Here is a 20,987-nt window from a genome sequence, read left to right as displayed (position 1 = left end):
TAGGTGTTTTTACCAGTGGTTTAATGCCTCAAGCCTTAGAGCTATTGAGACACCTCATCCATTTCGGTTGGTCTCAGAATTTGATAAGTTTAAAAAGCGTCAAGTTTGGCTAAAACCAAGAAATTTGGATTAGCGAAACCGTAAGAGTCGCATTCCATTGAACACCACGCACAGGCTCGACGCCGCCATAGCCCCGGAAGCGAGCATAGGAGATAGCAAGCCAAAGGCTGCAAAGGGAATAAGGACAATATTATACAGAAACGCCCAAGCCAGATTCTGCTTAATAATACCAAAGGTCTTTAGTGACAATCGAAAAACCTGGTAAATTTTACCAATGGACGGGCTATTGATGGTAATCGGTGCCGACTCGATGGCTACATCAGAGCCCGAGCCCATAGCAACTCCAACATCGGCTTCTACCAAGGCGGGAGCGTCATTGATTCCATCGCCAACCATAGCGACCACCTTTGAATCTTTTTTGATAGACTGGAGCAATTCAGCCTTCTGCTCAGGAGACATTGCACCATAAGCTCTCAGACCGGGTGTGAATGTACTGGCTACCGATTGAGCTGTCGCTTCCCGATCACCGGAGGCCATAATGGGCTCGATACCGGCTTTTCTAAGATCATGAATCACATCTTTCGCATCATCACGGAGTGGATCAGCAAGCAAGCATGCAGCAACCCACTGCTCGTCAACCTTAACACCAACCACACTGGTTCCAGGATAGTCTTGCAGAAGCTTCTGCCACTCCTGGCTGTTTTCTATCTCTTCAGCATCCACTTTGCCAACGAAAGTCTCGTGAGCCCCAGATGAATCATGAAACCACGCTGAGAGACCCACTCCAGCACTTTCTTGTAAGTCGCTTACTTCTAGGGCGCCGTGAGCCTCCCCCATAGCGGCGACGATAGCTTTGGCAAGGGGATGGGTGGACTGTTTTTCCATCGTCACAAGTATCTGGTTCACCAGTTCGCGCTGCCAATTGCTGGTAAAATAGTGCTGATGAACCACTTGGGGTTTGCCCACAGTCAGAGTCCCTGTCTTATCGAAAACAATCACCTGGCAGCGGTGAAGCACTTCAAGGCTCGCTAAGTCTTTGATCAAAATACCGAGGCGAGCCGCGGTTCCCGAGGCAGCTACCAGAGCCATAGGAGTCGCGAGCCCCATCGCACAGGGACACGAGATGACCAGGACTGATACCGCTGCAATGAGTGCAGGTTCGTAGCCATAGCCGAGAACAACCCAGGCAAGAAATGTTAACGCCGCTAATACAAACACCACAGGCACGAAACGGCCAGCTACCCGGTCGGCTAGCTTTTGGATGGGTGGCTTCGAGTTTTGCGACTCTTCCACCAAACGGATGATTTGTGCGAGTGCTGTCTCTTGGCCGGTTCTGGTAATCTTAACTGCCAATGGACGCTGAAGATTGATGGTGCCCCCGATCACCTCACTGCCCACATCAACTTTCACCGGCTCTGATTCACCTGTCATCATCGCAGCATCAACCGCGCTACTCCCATCGAGAACGGTCCCATCGCTAGGAAAGGCTTCACCGTTGCGCACTAAGACCACATCGTCGACTTGAAGACTGGAACTATCACAAACTTCCAGATCATGTTGGCTCGAAAGACCCTTGTAGTTGCGGAATCGATGGGCTTCCTTAGGCCTTAGCTTAGCCAACGACTCCACTGACTTTAGAGTGGATACCTTTGCGCGATGTTCAATAAACTTCCCTAGAAAGACGAAGTTGATAATTACCACCGCTGACTCAAAGTAAAGGGGGCCTGGTTTTATGAAGACATGATAGAGTGATAGAAGATAGGCAGCGAACGTCCCCACAGCAACGAGGGAGTCCATATTCGTTTCTAAGTTACGGGCCAGCTTGTAGGCGCGAACGTAGAAATTTCGCCCCGCGGTGGCAAGTACCAGAGTGGACAACACCAGTTGAATCCAAGGCCCGGCAGCGCCACCATCAACAAAACCCATTCCCAGAAAAAACACTGGCAAAGCCAAAGCCGTGGTCACTAACAACAAGCCTAGTGAAAACTCACCGTCATTGTCCTGTTCCCTTGATTCATCCGCAACCCCGTAGCCAATCGCTTCAATCATAGACGTCAGCTCGTCCAGCTCAAGATTTCCTTCGATCCGAGCTGTTTCGCTGGCGTAATTCACCACCGCGGATTGGATATTGGGCTTGCGATTGAGCACCTTTTCAATGCGCGCTGAACAGGCGGTGCACGTCATGCCCGAAAGCTTGATATGATGCTGCTTCATATGGTTCGAGCATCGAAGCCTTGATCTTCGATCATCATGATTATGGTCGCAGCATCCAAATTGGTTTTAAAGGTTCCCGTGCCTTCAGCGAGATTGATTGATACTTGCTCAACCTTCGGCTCATGGGAAAATGCCTTTTGAATACTTTTCACACAACCCTCACAAGTCATGCCATCAATTTTCAATTTAACTTCCGTCATGTTAATTTCCTTCCACTTCAATATCGGTCGTTTTAAATTAGGAATCAAGTAGCAGAATATCCAAATGATCCCCGATTTGTATATCCAAGTCTCTAGCTAGGTTCCCACCGTTGGCCCCCATCTCCAAATGACCACTGCTGCCTTGGTAGAGAAGGTAGTCTCCCAGGCGACCATCACTAAAAGTCCGAGCACCCTGAAAATGATGACCCAAGACTGAAAATAGCCCTTCGTCAAGGTTGCCTGCAAGATTTTCAATATTGGTGATCACGTTTCCAAAGTGATCGATGTGCAACACGGTTCCCCGCCACACTCTGGATTCAATACGCAGGACGACACCATCTTGTGACACCAGTTTTGGCTTTAATTCCAATGGACCGAGATCCTTAAGCCGCCCCTTCCGAGCTAGCTCTGCCCCATTAGGGGCAAAAATATCGCGACCGTGGAAGGTATGTGAGCTTTGGGAGAGGTTAAAGGGCGATTCTCCGATATTAACCAAACCCTTCACACCGAATTGATCTGCCAAATCAGAGAATAGCCCATTATCAGGGCCTACCAGAAAATGCCCCGTATCCAGCTCTAAGGCAATGGCCCGTCGCTGGCTTCCCACCCCAGGATCGACCACGACAATGATGACGCTAGCTGCCGGAAGGTAAGGAATCGCAGCTTTCAGCTGGTACGATCCAGACAAAATCGACTGGGCGGGCACACCGTGACAAAGATCGATAATGGGATGCTTGGGCGCGATCTGATGAATCACACTCTTCATCACACCCACGTAGATATCCTGATGACCAAAGTCAGTAAGTAAGTAGATTGGCCGCACCATGGCTGATCTCTAGGTTTGAATTTATGGATGATGACGAATTAAGCTTTCCTGCGCAACCGAAGCCACAAGCGAGCCATCCTGAGAGAAGATACTCCCGCGATTGAAACCGCGACCTCCTGCTGCGCTCGGGGACTCTTTTTCATAAAGAAGCCAGTCGTCGATGCGAAACGGCCTGTGAAACCACATCCCGTGATCCAATGACGCCACCTGCATCTTAGGTGATAGCCACGTGATGCCGTGAGGTAGCAGAGACGCTGTCGCCAAACCGAAATCTGAGGCATAGGCAAGCAATGCGAGATGAATCATCGGATCGTCAGGCACCTTATGGATGGCTCTGATCCAAGAGTATTTTTTCGCTGGTCGCTTATGTGGTTTAAAAGGATCGACGGGATCGATCACCCTCACCTCGATGGGGCGATCGCAGGTGAACTTTTCCCGCACCGCTTCTGGGATCTTGTCTTTGACTTGCCGGGCCAGATCTAACTCTGAGGGGAGCCCCTCCGGGCCAGGAACCGCCGGCTTTTCCGATTGATGTTCAAATCCTAGCTCTTCTCCGTGAAAGGATATGGATAGATTAAAAATAGCGCGACCACCTTGTTTGGCTAGCACTCGCCGTGTGGAGAAGCTTTTGCCCGTGCGAATCAGATCGACTTCGTAGGATATAGGCTCAGAAACAAGCCCAGGCCTTAGAAAATAGCCATGGAGTGAGTGGACGAAGCGATTGTCCACTGTCTTTGAGGCAGCCATAGTGGCTTGACCAAGAACCTGTCCGCCAAAAACATTGCGAAAGCCCAAATCCTGGCTTTGGCCCACAAAAGCGTTGGTTTCTACAGGCTTAACATCCAGCAATTCAATCAACTCATCGAGTACCTGCGTCAAGGATTCCTCCCAATTGGTAAGAAAGTTCTTCAACCTCGCCAAGATATCTTATAGCATAGGCCGGCGGCAATTTCCGCCGACATTTAGCATGCAGAAAAGGAGTCCTCATTGGCACATAAAGCGTTTCACCTGAATATATCAAAAGACCAATTGAATGGTGCCACCACCGTGATTCTTCCCGGCGACCCCGGACGCACACCGAAAATCGCGCAGCACTTGGACGAAGCGGAAGCGGTGAGCTTTAACCGCGAGTACAACATCATGGTCGGCAGCCTCGATGGTGAAACCATTTGTATCTGTTCTACTGGCATTGGTGGACCATCAACAGCTATTGCCATCGAAGAACTAGCGATGATGGGCGTGACTAAGTTTTTGCGTGTAGGCACCACCGGAGCTATCCAAAGACAGATCAACCCTGGTGACTTGATCATTTCAACTGGTGCTGTGCGAATGGATGGGGCATCGAGCCACATCGCTCCCCTAGAGTTTCCGGCAGTTGCTGACTACCGCATGATTGATAATCTGGTGAAAGCAGCTAAAGACTTAGGTTATAACTATCATACTGGTGTCACAGCTAGCTCTGATACCTTCTATCAAGGGCAGAACCGTCAGGATTCATTTAAGAACGGTTTCGTTATCAAACAATTCAAAGACAAGATTGCGGAACTTGAGCAACTCAATGTGATGTCTTTTGAGATGGAAGCAGCGACAGTTCTCACTCAAACCGCGGCTTATGGTCTACAGGGTGCGTGTGTCCTAGGAGTTCTTGTGAATCGCCAGCATAAGGAAACTCCTGAAGGTGAGGTTTTGGGCCAGGCTCAAGAGCGCAGCATTCGGGCAGCGGTGAAGTCTCTTCAGTACAAATAGCAAGGTGAATTCTCGGCTAGGCGACAAGGAGCGAGCGAGGAGACAGTACGTGCTGGGTACAGTGACGAGCGAGTGACAAAGTCAACAACGCCGAGGCTTCAAATCGACTAGGCACTAGGGTCCTGGAAAAAGCTGGAACGCCATCGTTCCTAGCTTTTTCAAAATTCCTTGCTTCACAGCCGCCCAGTCCCATAGCCCTTTCCCCTTTAAATCTATCAGCCTTTGATTCACCTTTTCACACTGAGCTAGCCCCTCTTTGGTCTTCAAAAAAACAAAGAAAACCTGCTCCGTTCCAACTGGAAAGCGGTTATTGTAACGAATATTGCTATAGCCTAGCTTTTCCAAAGCAATCGCCGCTGAAAGTTCCTCCCCAATAAAGTAATCAACCCTACCAAGGTTGAGCATCTTAAGGCTTGCCTCATCGCTCACCCCAAATGTGATTTCAACGTCAGGATTTTTCAAAATCTTAGGATCGTAAGGATAACCAGCGGTCACTAGAACCCTCTTACCCTTCAAGTCTCTCATGCTGTGGGCAGGCTTCGTGTTGTTAAGAAAATAAACATAGTCCAACTTCTCTGCAAATGCTGTTGATCGACAGTACTTGTCGCTAGCACCCTCTTCCATTCGCTCAGTAGCCGGGAAAAAGCCCAGCAACATATTCTTAGCGATCAGATACTTTACCCTTTTTGGAGGTAACAAGATAATTTCTGAACTCGGCTTCCCCCCCAGAACCACCTGACGAGCAAGCTGCACGAAAACTCCTTCAAGCTTACCCGATTGATCGGCCTCCACCAAACCAGGGATTTTAAAGGTTCCGATGAGATTATCAAGTCTAGCTTGACCACGTTGTCTTTCTCGCGCGGATACAGAGTTTGGAATTAGCACCATCAAACAATAGATAGCTGTAAGACGAGTTAATAATGGCCAGCCACGCCCAGCTTTCCTCGCTAACTTAATCAGATTTGGACAGTCTCTATTCACCTTTTCGCTCACCTTACTTATCTATTTCCCTAGAGAGCAAGCCCCACTATCACTCCTCCAAAAATCTAGCACTTAACTACTGACCTCTCCTTCAATCTCACGGCAACTTCCTTAAAACAACAAAATATTTGGCCAATTCTTTCCTATGAGCCTAGACACTTGATAGTTCCGCTAGCATACCAAGTGGCAAAGTCGATTCTATAGACTCCGAACTTTACTTGAAATTCCTCCGATGTCGAATCGGAACGACCACTTCAAATTGAAGAAGCAATCCTTGCCGACCCTCTTGTTCATACGAGCTGACCTGCTCGAAAGAACTGTTCATAAAGGGTATAGGCAGAGAATGACTGGGGCGGTTCATAGTATAGAGCACGACAGCTTATTCATTGCAATATCAAAACGTAAGCTTCAAACCTAAACTTACTAAGTTTGACCCATGTCATAGCTACTGGTCGACGAGTTTCTCTCTTACGAAACCGTAATAAACCAACTTTATGACTCTGATGTAAGACAAAACTCGGTAAAATCTCCGATCACATCGCATCGAGCTGGAGGAACAATGGATTCTATTAAGATTCAAGAAACTTATTCGAAATTCTCTCAACCAGATGTCGGCGATGATCCATTAGCATACTATAGGGAACTCACTGAGAACCTTAAGCTCCTACATAGCACGATAAGTTCAAGCTTCGAGAACTTCGAAGATCTTCTATCATCTTACTTGAAGGTTGGGACGAAAATTTTCCAGCTGGAGACCGGGATTGTCTCTAATATCAAGGGAAATATCTACGAAGTGATTGCTGTCGACAGTGAGCTACCGATAGAGAACGGAGCCCAACTTGAGTTAGAAACAACCTACTGTCGAGATGTATATCACTCGCAAAAAACAATCGCTTTTCCAAACGTCGGAGCTGATAATATACTTTGCCAGCACCCTTGCTATCAAAGCACCAATCTAGAGTCATACATTTCAGCCCCAATATGGGTTGATGGTGAAATTTTCGGGACCATAAACTTTTCTAGCATGAAGAAAAAAGATCGAATGTTCTCCACGGATCAAAAGGACATCATTGATCTCATGGCCAAGAATGTTGGCGACTTTATTACAAAAGCCAAGCGTACAGACCAGCTGATGAAGGCTCATCAAAAAATTAACTTCTTTATTGGTACCGTAGCGCACGATCTTCGCAATCCTTTAGGCGCTATGGACTCCTATGTCGAACTACTACAGGAAGCCGATAGCCTGGACGAGGTTCAGGGTCACTTACCTCAACTACAGCAATGCACGCAAAATGCTTTGAAGATGGTAAACGAACTGCTGCCACTAATGAGCATGAAGTCAGGCACTTTTACTATCACACCCACGCGGTTTGCCCTTAAAAACCTCCTGGAGGGGGATGCTGGCTTGTTCCATTCAAGGCTTGATGAGAAGAACCTTGAACTTGTGTTTAATCTACCCACTAGTTTGACAGTTTGTGCTGATGCAGATAAACTTTCGCGAGCATTTCAAAACTTAATTAGCAATGCGATCAAGTTTTCAAACCCTGGTGGCAAGATTGTGATTGACCATAAAATTCTGTCTGGCCGTGTAGAAATCTCAGTTGCAGATAGTGGTGTCGGTATCCCAAAAGAGGTGATTCCAAAACTATTCGATGAATCCTCCAGTATATCTACCAAAGGCACCGGAGGAGAGGCTGGCACGGGCCTTGGTCTTCCTTATGTGGCTGAGATTCTGAAAGCCCACAACTCAGAAATCAGAGTCGAAAGTGAAGAAGGGGTTGGCACTACATTCCGCTTTGATCTCGCAGCCTAGCGCAAAAGGAATAGAGGCCTGTTCGTCTTGGCCAACATCTTGGCTGTGAAACTTCCAAGGAGCAAACCGCGGACACGGGTGTGACTAAAGGCCCCCATGAGCATTACATCTATATCATTTTCAATTTGATAGTCTGACAAGGCATCTTCGATTTTTCCATCCAAGCATTTGGTTGTGGTTTTGATTCCCACATCAGTGAGAACCTTGCTTGCCTTATCCAGCAAGTCACTGCCCTGCTTCCCAACATGAACTATATGACAGGGAATATCTTTAAAGGCTAAGTTGGAAGCTATCATATTAAGAGCTTTATTGGCGTTGTCACTACCATCATAGGCGAGCATGCTAGCTTTAGGGGCTGTAAACGCCTTGTTAACCACAAGGATAGGTCGATGGATAGACCGAATCATCGTCTCCAACTGCGTGCCGATCCCGCTTTTTTGTTCATGGTCCTGGCCACGTATACCAACGACAATCATCTTGACATCTGGCTCCAACTCAACCAAAGATTCAAGAATAGACCCATGCCTTTGTATGGTTTCAATAGGCGTCGTGCCAGAGTCGATGCAACGCTGCTTGCCTGCTTGCAGAATTTTTTTTCCCTGCTCGATAAGAAATTTGCGACGGGTCTCACCTTCGGTGGTCAGCTCATTAAGCAACTCAGTCTGGCTCCCTAGCCCAATGGCTCCTGAAAGATCTGCCACAGCTGGGATATATTGATGCTCCACTGCATGAATCAACTTTAAGGGTGACGACATCATGCGAGCCATCCAAGCTCCATAGTCACATACCGCATCGCTATTCGATGAGCCATCGATACAAGATAATACAAACCTGTGTTCTGCTTCCATTAATGCCCCCCCAATACCTTGTCAATCTGTTCTGGCTTATCGTGAATTCCAAATCGATCAACAATCGTTTCGCTGGCTTCGTTAAGCCCGATAACTTGAACATCAGCACCATCACGCCTTAACTTAATAACAGCCATATCCAATGCGTGTACTGCAGTGATATCCCAGAAGTGGGCTCGGTTTAAGTCAATGACCACCTTAGAAACCGCCTCTTTAAACTTGAATTGCCGCAAAAACTTGTCAGCCGAGTTAAAAAATACCTGACCGTAGAAGCGATAGTAGCGAATGGATTTCTCCTCGTCCAACTCTGATTCAGAATACATGAAGTGACTGATCTTATTGGCAAAGAACATAGCAGCTAGGAGCACCCCCACTAAAACGCCATAAGCAAGATTATGAGTCCATACCACCACGGTCACAGTCGAAATCATGACAATGTTGCTTGACAGAGGGTTTTTCTTAAGGTTGCGAATCGAGTTCCAATCAAAGGTTCCAATAGACACCATCACCATGACTGCGACGAGGGCTGCCATAGGAATTTTAGACACGAATTGATTAAGAAACACCACTAGGATCAAGAGGACAACACCAGCAACTAAAGTGGAAAGTCGTCCCCGACCTCCAGACTTCACATTAATTACAGACTGACCAATCATCGCACAGCCTGCCATCCCCCCTAGAAAACCAGTTATCGTGTTCGCAATTCCTTGCCCCTTGCACTCTTGGTTCTTGTCGCTGCTGGTATCGGTGAGATCATCAACTATAGTTGCAGTCATGAGAGATTCTAGAAGGCCCACCACTGACAGACCCATCGCATAAGGAAATATGATCTCCAAGGTTTCAAAGGTCAATGGCACCTGTGGCCACAGAAACACGGGCAAAGCATCAGGCAGCTGCCCCATGTCTCCCACAGTTCGAATATCTAGGCCTAGGGAGATGGATACTACCGTCATAACTAATATACAAACAAGCGGCGAAGGAATCACCTTTCCAAGTTTTGGTACATAGGGAAAAAGATAGATGATACCCAAGCCACAGGCAGCCATCCCATAGACCTGCCAGCTGACGCCGGTAAGCTCCGGCAACTGAGCCATGAAAATTAGAATGGCCAAGGCATTCACAAAACCAGTGACCACCGATCGCGAGACAAAGCTCATGAGACGCCCTAGTTTTAAGAAGCCCATTGCGATCTGTATTAGACCTGTAAGCACGGTAGCAGCTAGAAGATATTGGAGGCCATGCTCCTTCACTAAGGTGATCATCAGAAGCGCCATGGCCCCCGTGGCTGCTGAAATCATTCCCGGACGCCCACCTACAAAGGCTGTAGTCACGGCTATGGAAAACGAGGCGTATAGACCCACCTTAGGGTCGACCCCTGCAATAATAGAGAAGGCAATCGCTTCAGGTATGAGGGCTAGAGCAACCACCATACCTGCCAGAACATCGCCTCTCACATTTCCTAACCAATCTCTTTTCTTCATCATATTTGCGGCCATAAGTTTTTGATTCGATGGACTTTCTAGATTCTATCATAAGGCATGCCTGCTTACGAACTTTCCCTTCCAGATGGAACTAGTTCTGCACAAGGAAACCAATCAGCTAAAAATTTACCTTTAAAATAATTTACTAATTTCTATGAGACCATTAAACCTAAATCTTGCTAGCCGGCTCGCGCAGATCTCACAAAAATCAGAATCAAGGGAGTATTTCGTGAAAAATTTTTCCGCGAGCCTTGGGCTTTTGCTCATGGCGTATTGGTCTCAACCAGCTATGTCTCAAATTCATGAAAAAGATTTATCGGTGATTTTGAGTCATCCGAATATTGACTCTGTTTCTATCAGTAGCAGCCTCCACAATGGTGCCCAACTTTTCCCATTTCAATGGTATCAACAAGTCTTGCAGTCGTTCGCCAGATCAGGCATTGGTCGTGCTGTTGAGCAAGAGAACCGCTTCGATCATTGGCAATTAGTAGCGATGAGGGTTGACCCTTGCAATCCACTTGGCAATAGTCCACACGACAGCTCTCAAATTCTCTGCTGGCCTCAAGTAAGGCTGGTTTGGCAACCAATCGTCAGAAACCTAAATGTTGGGGGCAGGTTTTTCCAGAGCTATGCCGATGATCGTGCCATTCATGGGATCTACGACCTGAACCCGGCCCTTGACCTAGGCTCCGAGGAAGCAGCCTACTTGCAAGGCTTAAGGAATCGCGTGGTGCAGTTTTTTGCTCAAAATAACGGCCTAAATCCGCTACATCCTCTAACATTTGAAGAGGAAGAGGATTTTATTAGGCTTAGAAATCGGATGGTATCGTCTCTGGTGGCTAGAGTCATCAATCTTCGAGACCAAAGATTTAGCAGCCAAAATTATCGTGGCCACGGCTTGAGGCCCGAGGTCTCAAATTTCGAAATGGGCAATCAATTTCGCTCACGATTGCTGAGTTTTTTAACATCCTACGCACAACCATCAAACCTGTCCGCGCTGACAGCGTTTTCTCTACCTGCTGGTCGCAGCCCTGCTCGTATCAACGTTTGGGACTTTCTTTCGTTTTCAGCTCGCAATGGTGCGATTTTTCCAGCAAACGTGGTCATTCGATCCCTCCACGATGGTCGCCCCATTTTCAACTTAGGTCATATTAGCAACGCTCGGGTTCAGGTAGACGATCAGCGCCTCGAAAGAGCACGCCTGCCTAGCAACGACTTCAACGATCTATTCGACAGTGTTATGATCCATGGCAGGCGCCACGCAGCCCAAAATATTATCAACGCCAATCGAGTTCTAACGAAGAATACAAGCTGTGGAAGTTGCCACCGCATCAATCAACCCGGCTTTAACTTCCATAACCTTTCAAGGCTAGAAGGGACTGCTGTAAACGTGTCCTCCCGAGTCATCAACGATGTTCGGATCAATCTAGCCTGGCTATCTCAGCAAAACTTGAACATCTCCAACTAGCATTCCGATACCATGTTCTTGGGTGATTCCATTTCACCCAAGGGCAAGGCCACCACCGACCTTTCCGAAGGATTTCTCTCCCTGTCAAAAAAATCAATCTTTTCGATAACTATAGTCATTGTCTTCAGCCATATATTTCTTTAACTTTCTCTATGCTCACCCTACCCTCACGTAGGAAATATGAGGTCCATTCACTTTTGGAGGTACCATGAACTCGATTATTACGTTTTTACTAGGCCTCGGGCTTGCCATCACGCAGCTTGCTCTAGGCTTTGAAGCAATGACGCAAGATCGATCGGCATGGTCTATCCTACCCCAGCAATTTCCCACTTTAATAGCCGGAGAAGAGCAACAGCTGTTTGTGAAAGGCACCAACGAACAAGGAAATTCTGCCATCATCAATCATCGACTGGCCTGGATGAGTAGCAATAGCAATGTTGCCCATGTTTCTGCAACTGGCCTCATCACTGCCGGTGAGATAGCGGGAAATGCAATTATCACAGCAAGTGGCTTGGGAAAAGAGCTGCAAATTCCAGTATCGAATGTTGGTCAAGGTTTTAGCTTACATTTCTATCAACCCCAACCATGGCTACCAAATCCGATTCACATCTGGCTTTGGGATGAGCGTGATGGAGTTCTCATTAATTTTCTTTCTGATCAATGGCCAGGTGTTGCTATGGAAAGAGACTTGCGTTCAGGTGGACTCTGGTTTCGTACCGCGCTCAATAGCGAACTCATAGACAACCGTGACAATCTCAGTGTGATCTTTAATTGCGGCAACAGCCAATGCCAGACCCAAGATCATCGCATTTCTAGCGGTTCAAACCTTTGGCTCCATGGTAATAGCTGGTCCACAACAGCTCCGATTCCAGAGCCATCGATAACAGGGACCCAAGTTCAGATCGGCAACGGTGGAATCTATCTTGAAGGGAATTCTAAAAATCTATCTGGCAAACTATTCCAGACTGGTACTATTTTGCATGTAAAAGCCAAGCCCAGTGGCAAAGGACTGCGATTTTTAAACTGGGAGGGGACTGGCGTGGGATTATTGCTAGACCCCAACGAGGCAGAAACCCAGCTGATCGTTGATGATCAACGGTCCATCACTCTTCTAGCAGTCTATGAAGCGATCGAAGACCCGTATATGGACGGGCGGCAAAATTTTCAGCGTCTGTGTGCAGCTTGTCACGGATTGAAAGGAGATGGCGGAATTCCTTTCGTTGCTATTAAGGAACGATATAGTCTTGCATCACTTACCAGCTACATCTCGAACTATATGCCCAAGGGCCAAGCTAATGTTTGTGTTGGAAACTGCGCCAGTAACATCGCTGGAATGATTCTCGGTGATGGCTTCGAAGCTCCATCAGGGGCATGTAATCGCCTAGAAGACCTCCTACCTGAGCCACGTCGGCTCGTGTTGCTGAGCAACGTTGAGTACGAAAACACCATTGCAAAACTCCTCCAACTGCCAAATTTCAAGATTCCAGCGGGACTCCTTCCCCCTGACCTTCCATTCAACGGTTTTAAAACGGATGCAAGCAAGATATTTGTAAAGAATCATGGGAAAGCATACCTCCAGGTTGCTGAATATGCCTTGACTGCTGTGGGCAGTATTCTCAGCCTGAGGCCTGAATGTACGACTATCGACTGCTTCATAAGGTCTTTCAGCCTCGAAGCCTTCCGAAGACCAATATTGGAAGCTGAGTTCAATATCTATAAAAAACTCTATGAGCTGGGAGGGATCAGGGAAATGACCATCGCTATACTCAGCTCTCCAGCCACTCTTTATCGCAGCGAGATGGGCCGAATGCTGCCATCAGTTGCTGCAAAAGGCTATTTTCAATTGAGCGACTTTGAAATCGCAAGCCTTCTTTCATACACATTTTGGGCTAGTCCACCAGACCGAGAACTGATTGATGCCGCCATGAAAGGGCGGTTAACAGACCCCCTAGAGATTAAAAAACAGGCTTCACGGCTTCTTAATTCTCCAGAAGCACGACCGGCTATGAAGCGATTTATCTTAGGTTGGCTCGACCTTGATAGACCAATCCATGGAGACATTGATGCCCAGCTTAAAGAGGACATGAAACAGGAAGCCCTCCAGTTTGTCGAGAGCATCCTGTTCGCAGGTGGAACCTATGAGGCCTTACTCCTAGCAACGACCAGCCCAATGACCCAAAGACTCGCCCGGCACTATGGAATATCATGGCCAGGCGGCGATGATTGGCAAGAGGTATCGATGCTTGGGAGTCCAGGGGAAAGGCGCGGTATTCTGGGAAAGGCAGCAATACTAACAACCCAGGCTAGCTCGGAAACCACTCATCCCATCAAGCGGGGGCTTTTTATACGGCGACAGCTGCTCTGTCAGGATTTTCCTCCACCGCCCATAGGAGCTGAGTTAAAACCTTTTTCAGATCCTAGCTTAACAGTGAAAGAACGATTTGAAGCTCACATCAAGCCAGATTGCAAAGTCTGTCATCAGCATATCGATGGCATCGGCTTTGGCCTGGAAGGGTTCGACCATCTCGGCCAATTTAGGGAGTTCGAAACAACCCCCGACGGCACTGTAAAACAGCTAGATATTCTAGGTTCCATAGGCAGTCTTAACTCCGCTGAAACATTTCTGAGGGCTGATGCACCAGTTGAAACCTTCCATGAAATGGGCGACCTTGCAAACTTGATCGCTCAAAGCCGAAATGGAAAGGCCTGCTTTGTCAGACAATGGTATCGCTACAGCCGAGGATTCCGCGAAGATGATTCATCAAGCTGCACACTTGATACTATGGGCAAACCGTTTAAGCTCGGGGCAAGTAACATGAGCATGATCGACATGATCTTAGCCAGCACACAGCTTAAAAACTACATTCTACGTCGTTGAAAGGAGTGCCACCATGAAAGCCCTTCAATTGAAATCGAAACGCCGCGACTTTATTCGCAACATGATCAAGAGTGGTAGCTTCCTAGCTTGCGTCGACGCTCTTGGCTGGTCTTCTCTTCTAGCAGCACCTTCGTTAAAACGCTTTGTGATGATCTACTACCCAAATGGCTGCGTTCGAGATCGCTGGCACTCCTACCCCATTGGAGAGCTGAGCCCAGCTAGCCTCAGCAGGAGTCCCCTTGAACCGTTAACGAATCATTTGGATAAGCTAACACTTTTCAAGAACCTTTCCTACGCTGGGCATGGCGGCAGTTCGAGTCACCCCGAAGCCTGTCGCGGGGTTTTTTCAGGTGGAGTTCCAGGCCATATGAGCTTTGATACAAGTTTAGGAATGAGCATACCTGGAAGATTGACGAACAATATACATCTCGGTCTTTGGACTAGTCTTGCCAAGGGTTCCGAATATATGCCCTTCACCGATGAGTCTGGGCGATCTATTGTCCCTGCCGACGATCCCCTACAGGTATACGATCAGCTGATTGGTGATCTTGGTGGAGGAGATCAAGGGAATCCTCAGACTGCTAGCCGTAAGCGGATTCTATCTGCACTCATGGAAAACCTTGATCTCATGCAGAGCATTGACCTTCCAACATCTCAAGCTCAGAAGCTAATAGCCCATGAAAACTCGTTACAATACTACCAGAAGGTCCTAGAAGCTGGTTTCGGTGATGGTGTTGAATTAGTTAGGCCATCAGTAAGCATGGGTGGAATAAACGAAGAAGCAGAGGACATCTGCAAGGCCCAGATGAAGAACATTGCAACCATGATGCAAGCTGATGTTTCTAAGATATTTTCGTTTCAATTTATGGCGGCTCAAGATGAGTCTCTGAAAATCAATTTCCCAAGCATTCGCCCTTATATGGGCTCTTTTGGTTCAGGTGAGAAACTAAACTATAACGAAACCAGGAGTCATGTCAGCTCTCACAATGAAAGCGCACTTTTCGATTCCCAAACACGCTGGTATAACATGATGATTGCTTATCTCGTGGATGAGCTCACCAGACGAATAGATCCTGTTTTTGGCGGTGCCTTGATCGATCACACTCTGATCCTGGTGATGTCAGAAGTGGGTGGCGGTAACCATCAGATGGAAAACCCCGGAGTCCTAACGATCAGTGGTCAGCATAGCCCTGTGGCCCGTAGACGAGCTATCGATTGCCGAGGAGCTGGAATGTCTAGTTTGTTTCTCGACATTGCTCGGGCTTTCGGGCTATCTTGGGACAACTATGGCAATAGCTTTGGCACAGGAATTCCTGGCTATATTCAAACATACTAAGGGAAGCAAAATCAGAGTCAAAGAAATAACTATAGTGGAAAACCTCTAAAATCTGCAAAACTTGAATATCGCGCCCGTAAATACACGATGTATTCTTGGGCTCTTTTAGGGCGTCAGATAGCTTAGAAACTGGCTCTAATTTCAGAATCCCAAGGTTTCGCAAGTACTTGCGAACACTTCAAGCCGACTCCAGATCGGCTGCCAATATTGATCGATCAGTTCTCCTGTGAACGTCTCACTATCCATGACTAAACCGAATTCTTGTAGATTTGAAGGGTAGAGATTCTGCGAACCAAGATAGAATGCTTGCTCATCGGCGATAATGAGCTTGGAATGATTTCCTATCGGCCCTCCACTCGGCCATTGATTCTGGCCATCAGCGATTCGTAGCGATGCAACTTCTAAGTTGGCACAGATATTCGCTTTCAAAGCTACTGGATCATGAGCTTCGCTTTTACTTGCAGCTTTAAGGATCTCTTTAAGGGTTTCATCCTGAGAAAGCATGCCGTAGCCAAGAATGGGGCCTGCATTTGATTGCAAGATTTTTACTGATACTCCGCGGTTTAAAGCTTGGATAATGTTGTCAAGTGCATAAGACTTGTTCACCTTCCAGACGAGCTTGGCAAATAGATCTTGAATGGATAGATAAAGACTATGCTGACTCTGATCGATCAAAGTCTTGATCGCGTCGTCAGCCGGGGACGGCCCTAGAACCCCCATCCTTCCTACACCAAGAATCCTGTGCTCCCCTTCCTTTTTTCCCGATAGATTTGATTTGTAGTAAGCGTCATCGATTGTTTCAGGCCAGCTAGCTGTCGATTGAGCATTCTCCCAAAGCTGATCCACAAATGTACCGCTCTTATAAGCAACGTTACCTGTCACCTGCATTGAAAGATCGAATACTGGTTCTTCACCAAGGTAGTCCTGATCCCAAAGATTGTGACCTCCAGTGATCATATCTCGACCATCTACGAGAATGATCTTGGCATGATTCCAGCTTAGTCTCGGTGTAGAAACCCATGCAACGTGGAGGCTCAGCCGATCCAGATCAACCCCACGCTGGAGAAGGTCATCTTTGAGTCGATTCAGTATCTTCTTAGGTGGGTTCAGAAAATTAGGCTTCACACTATCATAGCCGCTCATGATAAATCGTATGTCGAGAAAAGAACTTTCCTGGCTTGCCACTGCTACACCGTTAAGAATCCCTTGGTAGAAACGACCCGTAGGCATCGAAAGACTAACAACTTCAATTCTTTCTTGCGCATTCGCTATTGGGAGAAAAACGCGATCTAGTAGACGATCCTGGGGAGCTAGACACATTGTTTTAGGTGCATCATTAAGATTCACCTTGCTTGCATGAAGTGCCTCACAGCGAACACCAAGGTCGTTACAATCTCTATCATTATTACATAATTTTCTTTGCCAGATCGTATCACAATTGGATTGCCGATCATCACAATGCAAGGAACCAATATCCATTTCACTATCGGACAGGTAGCCTAAGACTGGCTCAGCAATAAGCCAATCTATAGGCAAATTTGCTTCAGCTTCGAACCACACTGAACCCCTACTATCATTGTGTTTAAGAGTAAGTTCGGCTTTTACAGCATCGTGAAAATCCCCAGCAAGGGACGACGCACTCAAGAGGTTTCCTAGGGTAAATAGCGTAGTCATCCAAGAGCTTCTCATAGGGCTTCCTTTCAACAATTCAACCATAGAATAAGTTGGAAAAACAAAAATTGGATTTAAGTTGAGGAAACCATATCAGAGCTTTTCAATAAGAGCTATAGCGTCGAAAACGGTTCTTCAGAAGCGAGAACCGTTCTTTAGTGAGGCGAACCTAAATACTATTTTTTGAAACGATAGAGATAGAGTTTGTTATTTTCGTAACTGGAGGCGACGATTTCTGGCGAGCCATCACGATCAAGATCACCAACTGCCACACCACCCTGAGGAATCTCAGTATCCAAAACTTCGGTACTGAACCTACCATTGGTTTGCTTTAGCCAAAACAGTCTTGGATCGCCATCACCACTCACGATAATATCAGCATCCCCATCACCATCAACATCGCCGATATCAAATACACCAGGGGCTCCTTGTGGTCCACCAAACGGCGATTTTCTACTAACAATTCCTTCAGAGATTTTCGTCTTGCTCCAAGACTGGTTGGGATTGAAAGAGTCACTACTAAAATCTGGAAGCTCATATAGGTAAACGGCGGATTCTGGAGCCCGACGATCATCCTGGGTGTTGGTGTGATTGGCACCAATCGCCCACTTTTTGCCTTCGCCCAACAGATTATCATAAAACTTTAGCTGAATGGTTTTGCCAACCGAGTTGTCAATATAGTAGCGATTCCACTGCCCGTCAGTACCTTGATCGAGCCAAGCAAATGAGCCTGAACTACCAAAGTACTCGGAGCTAAAAATTTCCCAGTCACCATCCTGATCGAGGTCCCGTACACTGGGATAGCTGCCTAGCCCCTTTGCAATAACCGAGTACTGACTCCCAAATCGATCATTAGAATCAACACCAGGAAAGAGGTGAACCTCCGAGCTGCCATCACCAAAGGCACTCTTTTCCTCACCCACTGCGACAAGGTCTTTCAAGCCATCGCCATTAAAATCAACGTATTCCACATGGTGATAGAAACGTTTCTTGCCACTTAGGAGACCGTGTTTGACGAAATTCCCATCTTGCTTTTGTTCAAACCATTGCATGCTCCCACAATTTCCAAATGGAAACGTGCAGGCCAGGAAACCGCCAGGTGCAATGATATCTAGCCTACCGTCGCTATTTACATCAGCTACGGTTACACTATTTGGAAAGCGGGTATCCGAACCTTCTAGTTTACGTTTGACCCATGCTTCAGAATTTTCGGGGTCTCGACTATAAATATAGATCGATCCAGAGCCAGCAGGTGAATTACCAAACATTGAGACAATGATTTCTTTGCTACCATCGCTATCTAAATCATGAAGACTGATAAATGCGGGCTTGTCCGGCGATTCATCAATCACGATCTTTTCGAAATTGCTGTGGGTTTGTCCATGAATACTTGTTGCTATTGCGAGATTCAGCAATAGAGCACCTATAGGTCTTTTCATATGAAACTCCTCGATGAACTGATTAGGATTTGATTCTTCGCTTTTTCTGGTCTCTCAACTGAGCTTTTTCACAGCGAATGTAAATTTAGTTTTTTTAAGTATGTGACGGGAGCTTCACATCTAGTGGCAAGTAAATCAGAGATATCTTAAACGCAGTCTAGGTAGATTAAATTCTATCGAGCGCTCGTACTACAGCAAAACTTTTTCTATTCTCGCAGCTTTGTATTCATCTTTACTAAATCGAAAACCAGGTGCTGTTGACATTTTAAAGACCATCATCTGATTTGCCTTGATAAACACAATACATTGTCGCTCGTGGTCAACCTATTCCCGATAAGCAACTTCCTCACTCCTGGTTGTCTTTACCTGTCAGACCAACTATGTTCCCTCGAAACGGCGACCTCACCTAGCAATTTGCGATCACTGTGCCGATTGGACTAATAACGACCAAGATTTTAAACACATTCATTACAATATTTATTCATATAAAATCATCTTCATACTTACTCTTTGTCACGCCGAATATTTCACTATTTTATAAAATATATAAATTGACGATTCACTGATTTATTGATCAACTGGCCAGACAGTCAAGAGTTCTAAACGGAGGAAAGAAATTTTGAAGAAACATTGGATGTTTTTGGGAGCGCTTGCTCTCGTTGGATGCGGTCAGGTGGAAGAACAAAAATCTTCGTCAAAAATCGTCAATGGTTCGATCACGGAGTCAGGAACTGCAGTTGCACTGCATACTGTAGCTCTTACACAAAGTGGGCGCCCTTACTGCACTGGCGTTCTAGTCGATGAAGATCTAGTTTTAACAGCTGCTCACTGTGTAGAAGGCACAAGCCGTGCAACCGTCAGCTTCGGCCTTGGTGTAGACGGCACCCCAGTGGATGAAATCACAGGCCAAACAGTCGCTCACCCAGACTTTGATGCAGGATCGATTGGTCGCGTCCAAGTGGGTAGTGACATCGGAATGATCTTACTCGATGAGGATGCACCTAGTTTCATGGAACCTGTGGCGATTGCCACGGCCAATGAATATCAGGAAGGTGACACTGTAACCCTAGCTGGCTATGGATTGCTCGGTTACAGCGGCTGGTGGATCTTCAAGTCACCAATCCAAAACGATGGCAACCGCTTACGTCAGACTCAAACAAGCATCAGTGACATCACGGGCGACCTCATTACCTTTGATACCCCAAACAATGGCACAAACAGCTCTTGTCGCGGCGACAGTGGCGGCCCGATGTACATTAGCAACGGCAATTCCGTTCGATTAATAGGCGTCACAAGTTATGGCCCCGGACAATGCGATCAAGGCAGCGGTGTTTACACCAGTGTTCCATTTCACTTAGATTGGATTGCGGATAATTCGTAAGTGCGCACATAACAGGTAAGACCTTACCGAACTCTTCGTGGGTTCGGTCTTCGATCGTATCGTATACTCATGCACGAGATCGCCCTGCAACCTGACATTGTGAGCCAAAGTTGAAAACTAAGCTTCTGCATACTTGGGTCTTGTACGGACTACGAACTCAGAATTGCATCAATTCGCATCGGATAACCCCATGTCATTACACTTCCAAAGCTCCTACTTCTTACTTACCCTGTGGAAATTGGCAGAGTTTCACCCTAAGTGATGGGCACTGAAACATATTTAACTGCCTGATTTTAGGTAATGAGTCTGGATTTATTTTGAAGGCAACCATGACACCAGAAGATTTCACTGAGCTGTTCCTTAAGGGTAACCATGACGCAATTTTGACTCATCGGCGCAACATGCTCGGTGAGTATAGCCTGGTCGGGGCTGGTGTGGTTTCCGATGGTGGAGCCCACTATGCGACGCAGCTATTCTCATTCTGATCTGCTTTGTCACCTGACAACGGCACGAACATGTCGAGACACCATTTTTATATAAGCCAAAATGGACACATTCCATCCATAGGAGCATGCCCTTATAGCACCTCCACTTTGCTGATTGATTCCTGTATTTTACCCCCTTTGTACGAGCGTAGGGGGAATC

Annotated in this window: 16 protein-coding genes; 7 read left to right on the top strand and 9 right to left on the bottom strand. The window is 46.8% G+C overall.

Features of this window, described 5'->3' with window-relative positions:
* Window positions 1-129 precede the first annotated feature (129 nt).
* From B9N89_RS21885 to B9N89_RS21870, 4 genes are read right to left on the bottom strand one after another with little or no spacing between them, the layout of a single operon-like run.
* Complete coding sequence (locus B9N89_RS21885) at window positions 130-2,274, bottom strand: heavy metal translocating P-type ATPase (RefSeq protein ID WP_132322649.1); 2,145 nt, start codon at window positions 2,272-2,274, stop codon at window positions 130-132.
* On the bottom strand, window positions 2,271-2,474 hold the full coding sequence (locus tag B9N89_RS21880) for a heavy-metal-associated domain-containing protein (protein ID WP_132322647.1): 204 nt from the start codon (window positions 2,472-2,474) through the stop codon (window positions 2,271-2,273). Before B9N89_RS21880 ends, B9N89_RS21885 begins: the two co-directional genes overlap by 4 nt.
* A gap of 37 nt (window positions 2,475-2,511) precedes the next feature.
* Window positions 2,512-3,300, bottom strand: a complete 789-nt coding sequence (locus B9N89_RS21875) for an SAM hydrolase/SAM-dependent halogenase family protein (RefSeq protein WP_132322645.1) — start codon at window positions 3,298-3,300, stop codon at window positions 2,512-2,514.
* A 21-nt stretch (window positions 3,301-3,321) separates the two neighbouring features.
* Entirely contained in the window at window positions 3,322-4,179 is an 858-nt protein-coding gene (locus B9N89_RS21870) for an acyl-CoA thioesterase (protein ID WP_132322643.1), read from the bottom strand.
* A gap of 108 nt (window positions 4,180-4,287) precedes the next feature.
* Between B9N89_RS21870 and udp the strand changes: the two genes are divergently transcribed.
* Window positions 4,288-5,046: a uridine phosphorylase gene (gene udp, locus B9N89_RS21865; protein ID WP_132322641.1), complete on the top strand. Its 759-nt coding sequence runs from the start codon at window positions 4,288-4,290 to the stop codon at window positions 5,044-5,046.
* A 114-nt stretch (window positions 5,047-5,160) separates the two neighbouring features.
* Here udp and B9N89_RS21860 read toward each other — a convergent pair whose 3' ends face one another.
* Window positions 5,161-6,027 (bottom strand): substrate-binding periplasmic protein, encoded by an 867-nt coding sequence (locus B9N89_RS21860; protein ID WP_143478237.1) that lies wholly within the window; start codon window positions 6,025-6,027, stop codon window positions 5,161-5,163.
* Window positions 6,028-6,586: 559 nt separating this feature from the next.
* Here B9N89_RS21860 and B9N89_RS21855 point away from each other — a divergent pair.
* The gene (locus tag B9N89_RS21855) at window positions 6,587-7,840 is read left to right on the top strand and encodes a GAF domain-containing sensor histidine kinase (RefSeq protein WP_132322637.1); all 1,254 of its coding nucleotides are present in this window, start codon (window positions 6,587-6,589) and stop codon (window positions 7,838-7,840) included.
* On the opposite strand, the gene B9N89_RS21850 is transcribed toward B9N89_RS21855, so the two are convergent.
* Both B9N89_RS21850 and B9N89_RS21845 read right to left on the bottom strand, forming a co-directional pair.
* Window positions 7,837-8,688 (bottom strand): universal stress protein, encoded by an 852-nt coding sequence (locus B9N89_RS21850; protein ID WP_132322635.1) that lies wholly within the window; start codon window positions 8,686-8,688, stop codon window positions 7,837-7,839. The genes B9N89_RS21855 and B9N89_RS21850 overlap by 4 nt on opposite strands.
* Window positions 8,688-10,172 carry a SulP family inorganic anion transporter gene (locus B9N89_RS21845; RefSeq protein ID WP_132322633.1) on the bottom strand — a complete coding sequence of 495 codons (1,485 nt, stop codon included), beginning with the start codon at window positions 10,170-10,172 and terminating at the stop codon, window positions 8,688-8,690. The genes B9N89_RS21850 and B9N89_RS21845 overlap by 1 nt, the downstream gene beginning before the upstream one ends.
* A gap of 226 nt (window positions 10,173-10,398) precedes the next feature.
* On the opposite strand from B9N89_RS21845, the gene B9N89_RS21840 reads away from it, so the two are divergent.
* From B9N89_RS21840 to B9N89_RS21830, 3 genes are all read left to right on the top strand, one after another.
* Complete coding sequence (locus B9N89_RS21840) at window positions 10,399-11,637, top strand: hypothetical protein (protein ID WP_132322631.1); 1,239 nt, start codon at window positions 10,399-10,401, stop codon at window positions 11,635-11,637.
* A 208-nt stretch (window positions 11,638-11,845) separates the two neighbouring features.
* Entirely contained in the window at window positions 11,846-14,515 is a 2,670-nt protein-coding gene (locus tag B9N89_RS21835) for a DUF1592 domain-containing protein (RefSeq protein WP_132322629.1), read from the top strand.
* A 13-nt stretch (window positions 14,516-14,528) separates the two neighbouring features.
* Window positions 14,529-15,851, top strand: a complete 1,323-nt coding sequence (locus B9N89_RS21830) for a DUF1552 domain-containing protein (protein WP_132322627.1) — start codon at window positions 14,529-14,531, stop codon at window positions 15,849-15,851.
* Between the two features lie 141 nt (window positions 15,852-15,992).
* Here B9N89_RS21830 and B9N89_RS21825 read toward each other — a convergent pair whose 3' ends face one another.
* Together B9N89_RS21825 and B9N89_RS21820 are read right to left on the bottom strand one after the other, a co-directional pair.
* Window positions 15,993-17,540 carry a phospholipase D-like domain-containing protein gene (locus B9N89_RS21825; RefSeq protein ID WP_159455548.1) on the bottom strand — a complete coding sequence of 516 codons (1,548 nt, stop codon included), beginning with the start codon at window positions 17,538-17,540 and terminating at the stop codon, window positions 15,993-15,995.
* Window positions 17,541-17,698: 158 nt separating this feature from the next.
* On the bottom strand, window positions 17,699-18,961 hold the full coding sequence (locus B9N89_RS21820) for an FG-GAP repeat domain-containing protein (protein WP_132322623.1): 1,263 nt from the start codon (window positions 18,959-18,961) through the stop codon (window positions 17,699-17,701).
* A 619-nt stretch (window positions 18,962-19,580) separates the two neighbouring features.
* Between B9N89_RS21820 and B9N89_RS21815 the strand changes: the two genes are divergently transcribed.
* Window positions 19,581-20,342 carry a S1 family peptidase gene (locus tag B9N89_RS21815; protein ID WP_132322621.1) on the top strand — a complete coding sequence of 254 codons (762 nt, stop codon included), beginning with the start codon at window positions 19,581-19,583 and terminating at the stop codon, window positions 20,340-20,342.
* A gap of 329 nt (window positions 20,343-20,671) precedes the next feature.
* On the top strand, window positions 20,672-20,827 hold the full coding sequence (locus tag B9N89_RS21810; protein ID WP_143478236.1) for a spore germination YkwD domain-containing protein: 156 nt from the start codon (window positions 20,672-20,674) through the stop codon (window positions 20,825-20,827).
* Window positions 20,828-20,987: the final 160 nt, after the last annotated feature.

Source organism: Pseudobacteriovorax antillogorgiicola (assembly GCF_900177345.1).
GTDB lineage: Bacteria > Bdellovibrionota_B > Oligoflexia > Oligoflexales > Oligoflexaceae > Pseudobacteriovorax > Pseudobacteriovorax antillogorgiicola.
The sequence above is the reverse complement of the archived record's forward strand: the minus strand, read 5'-3'. Positions and strand labels throughout refer to the sequence as shown.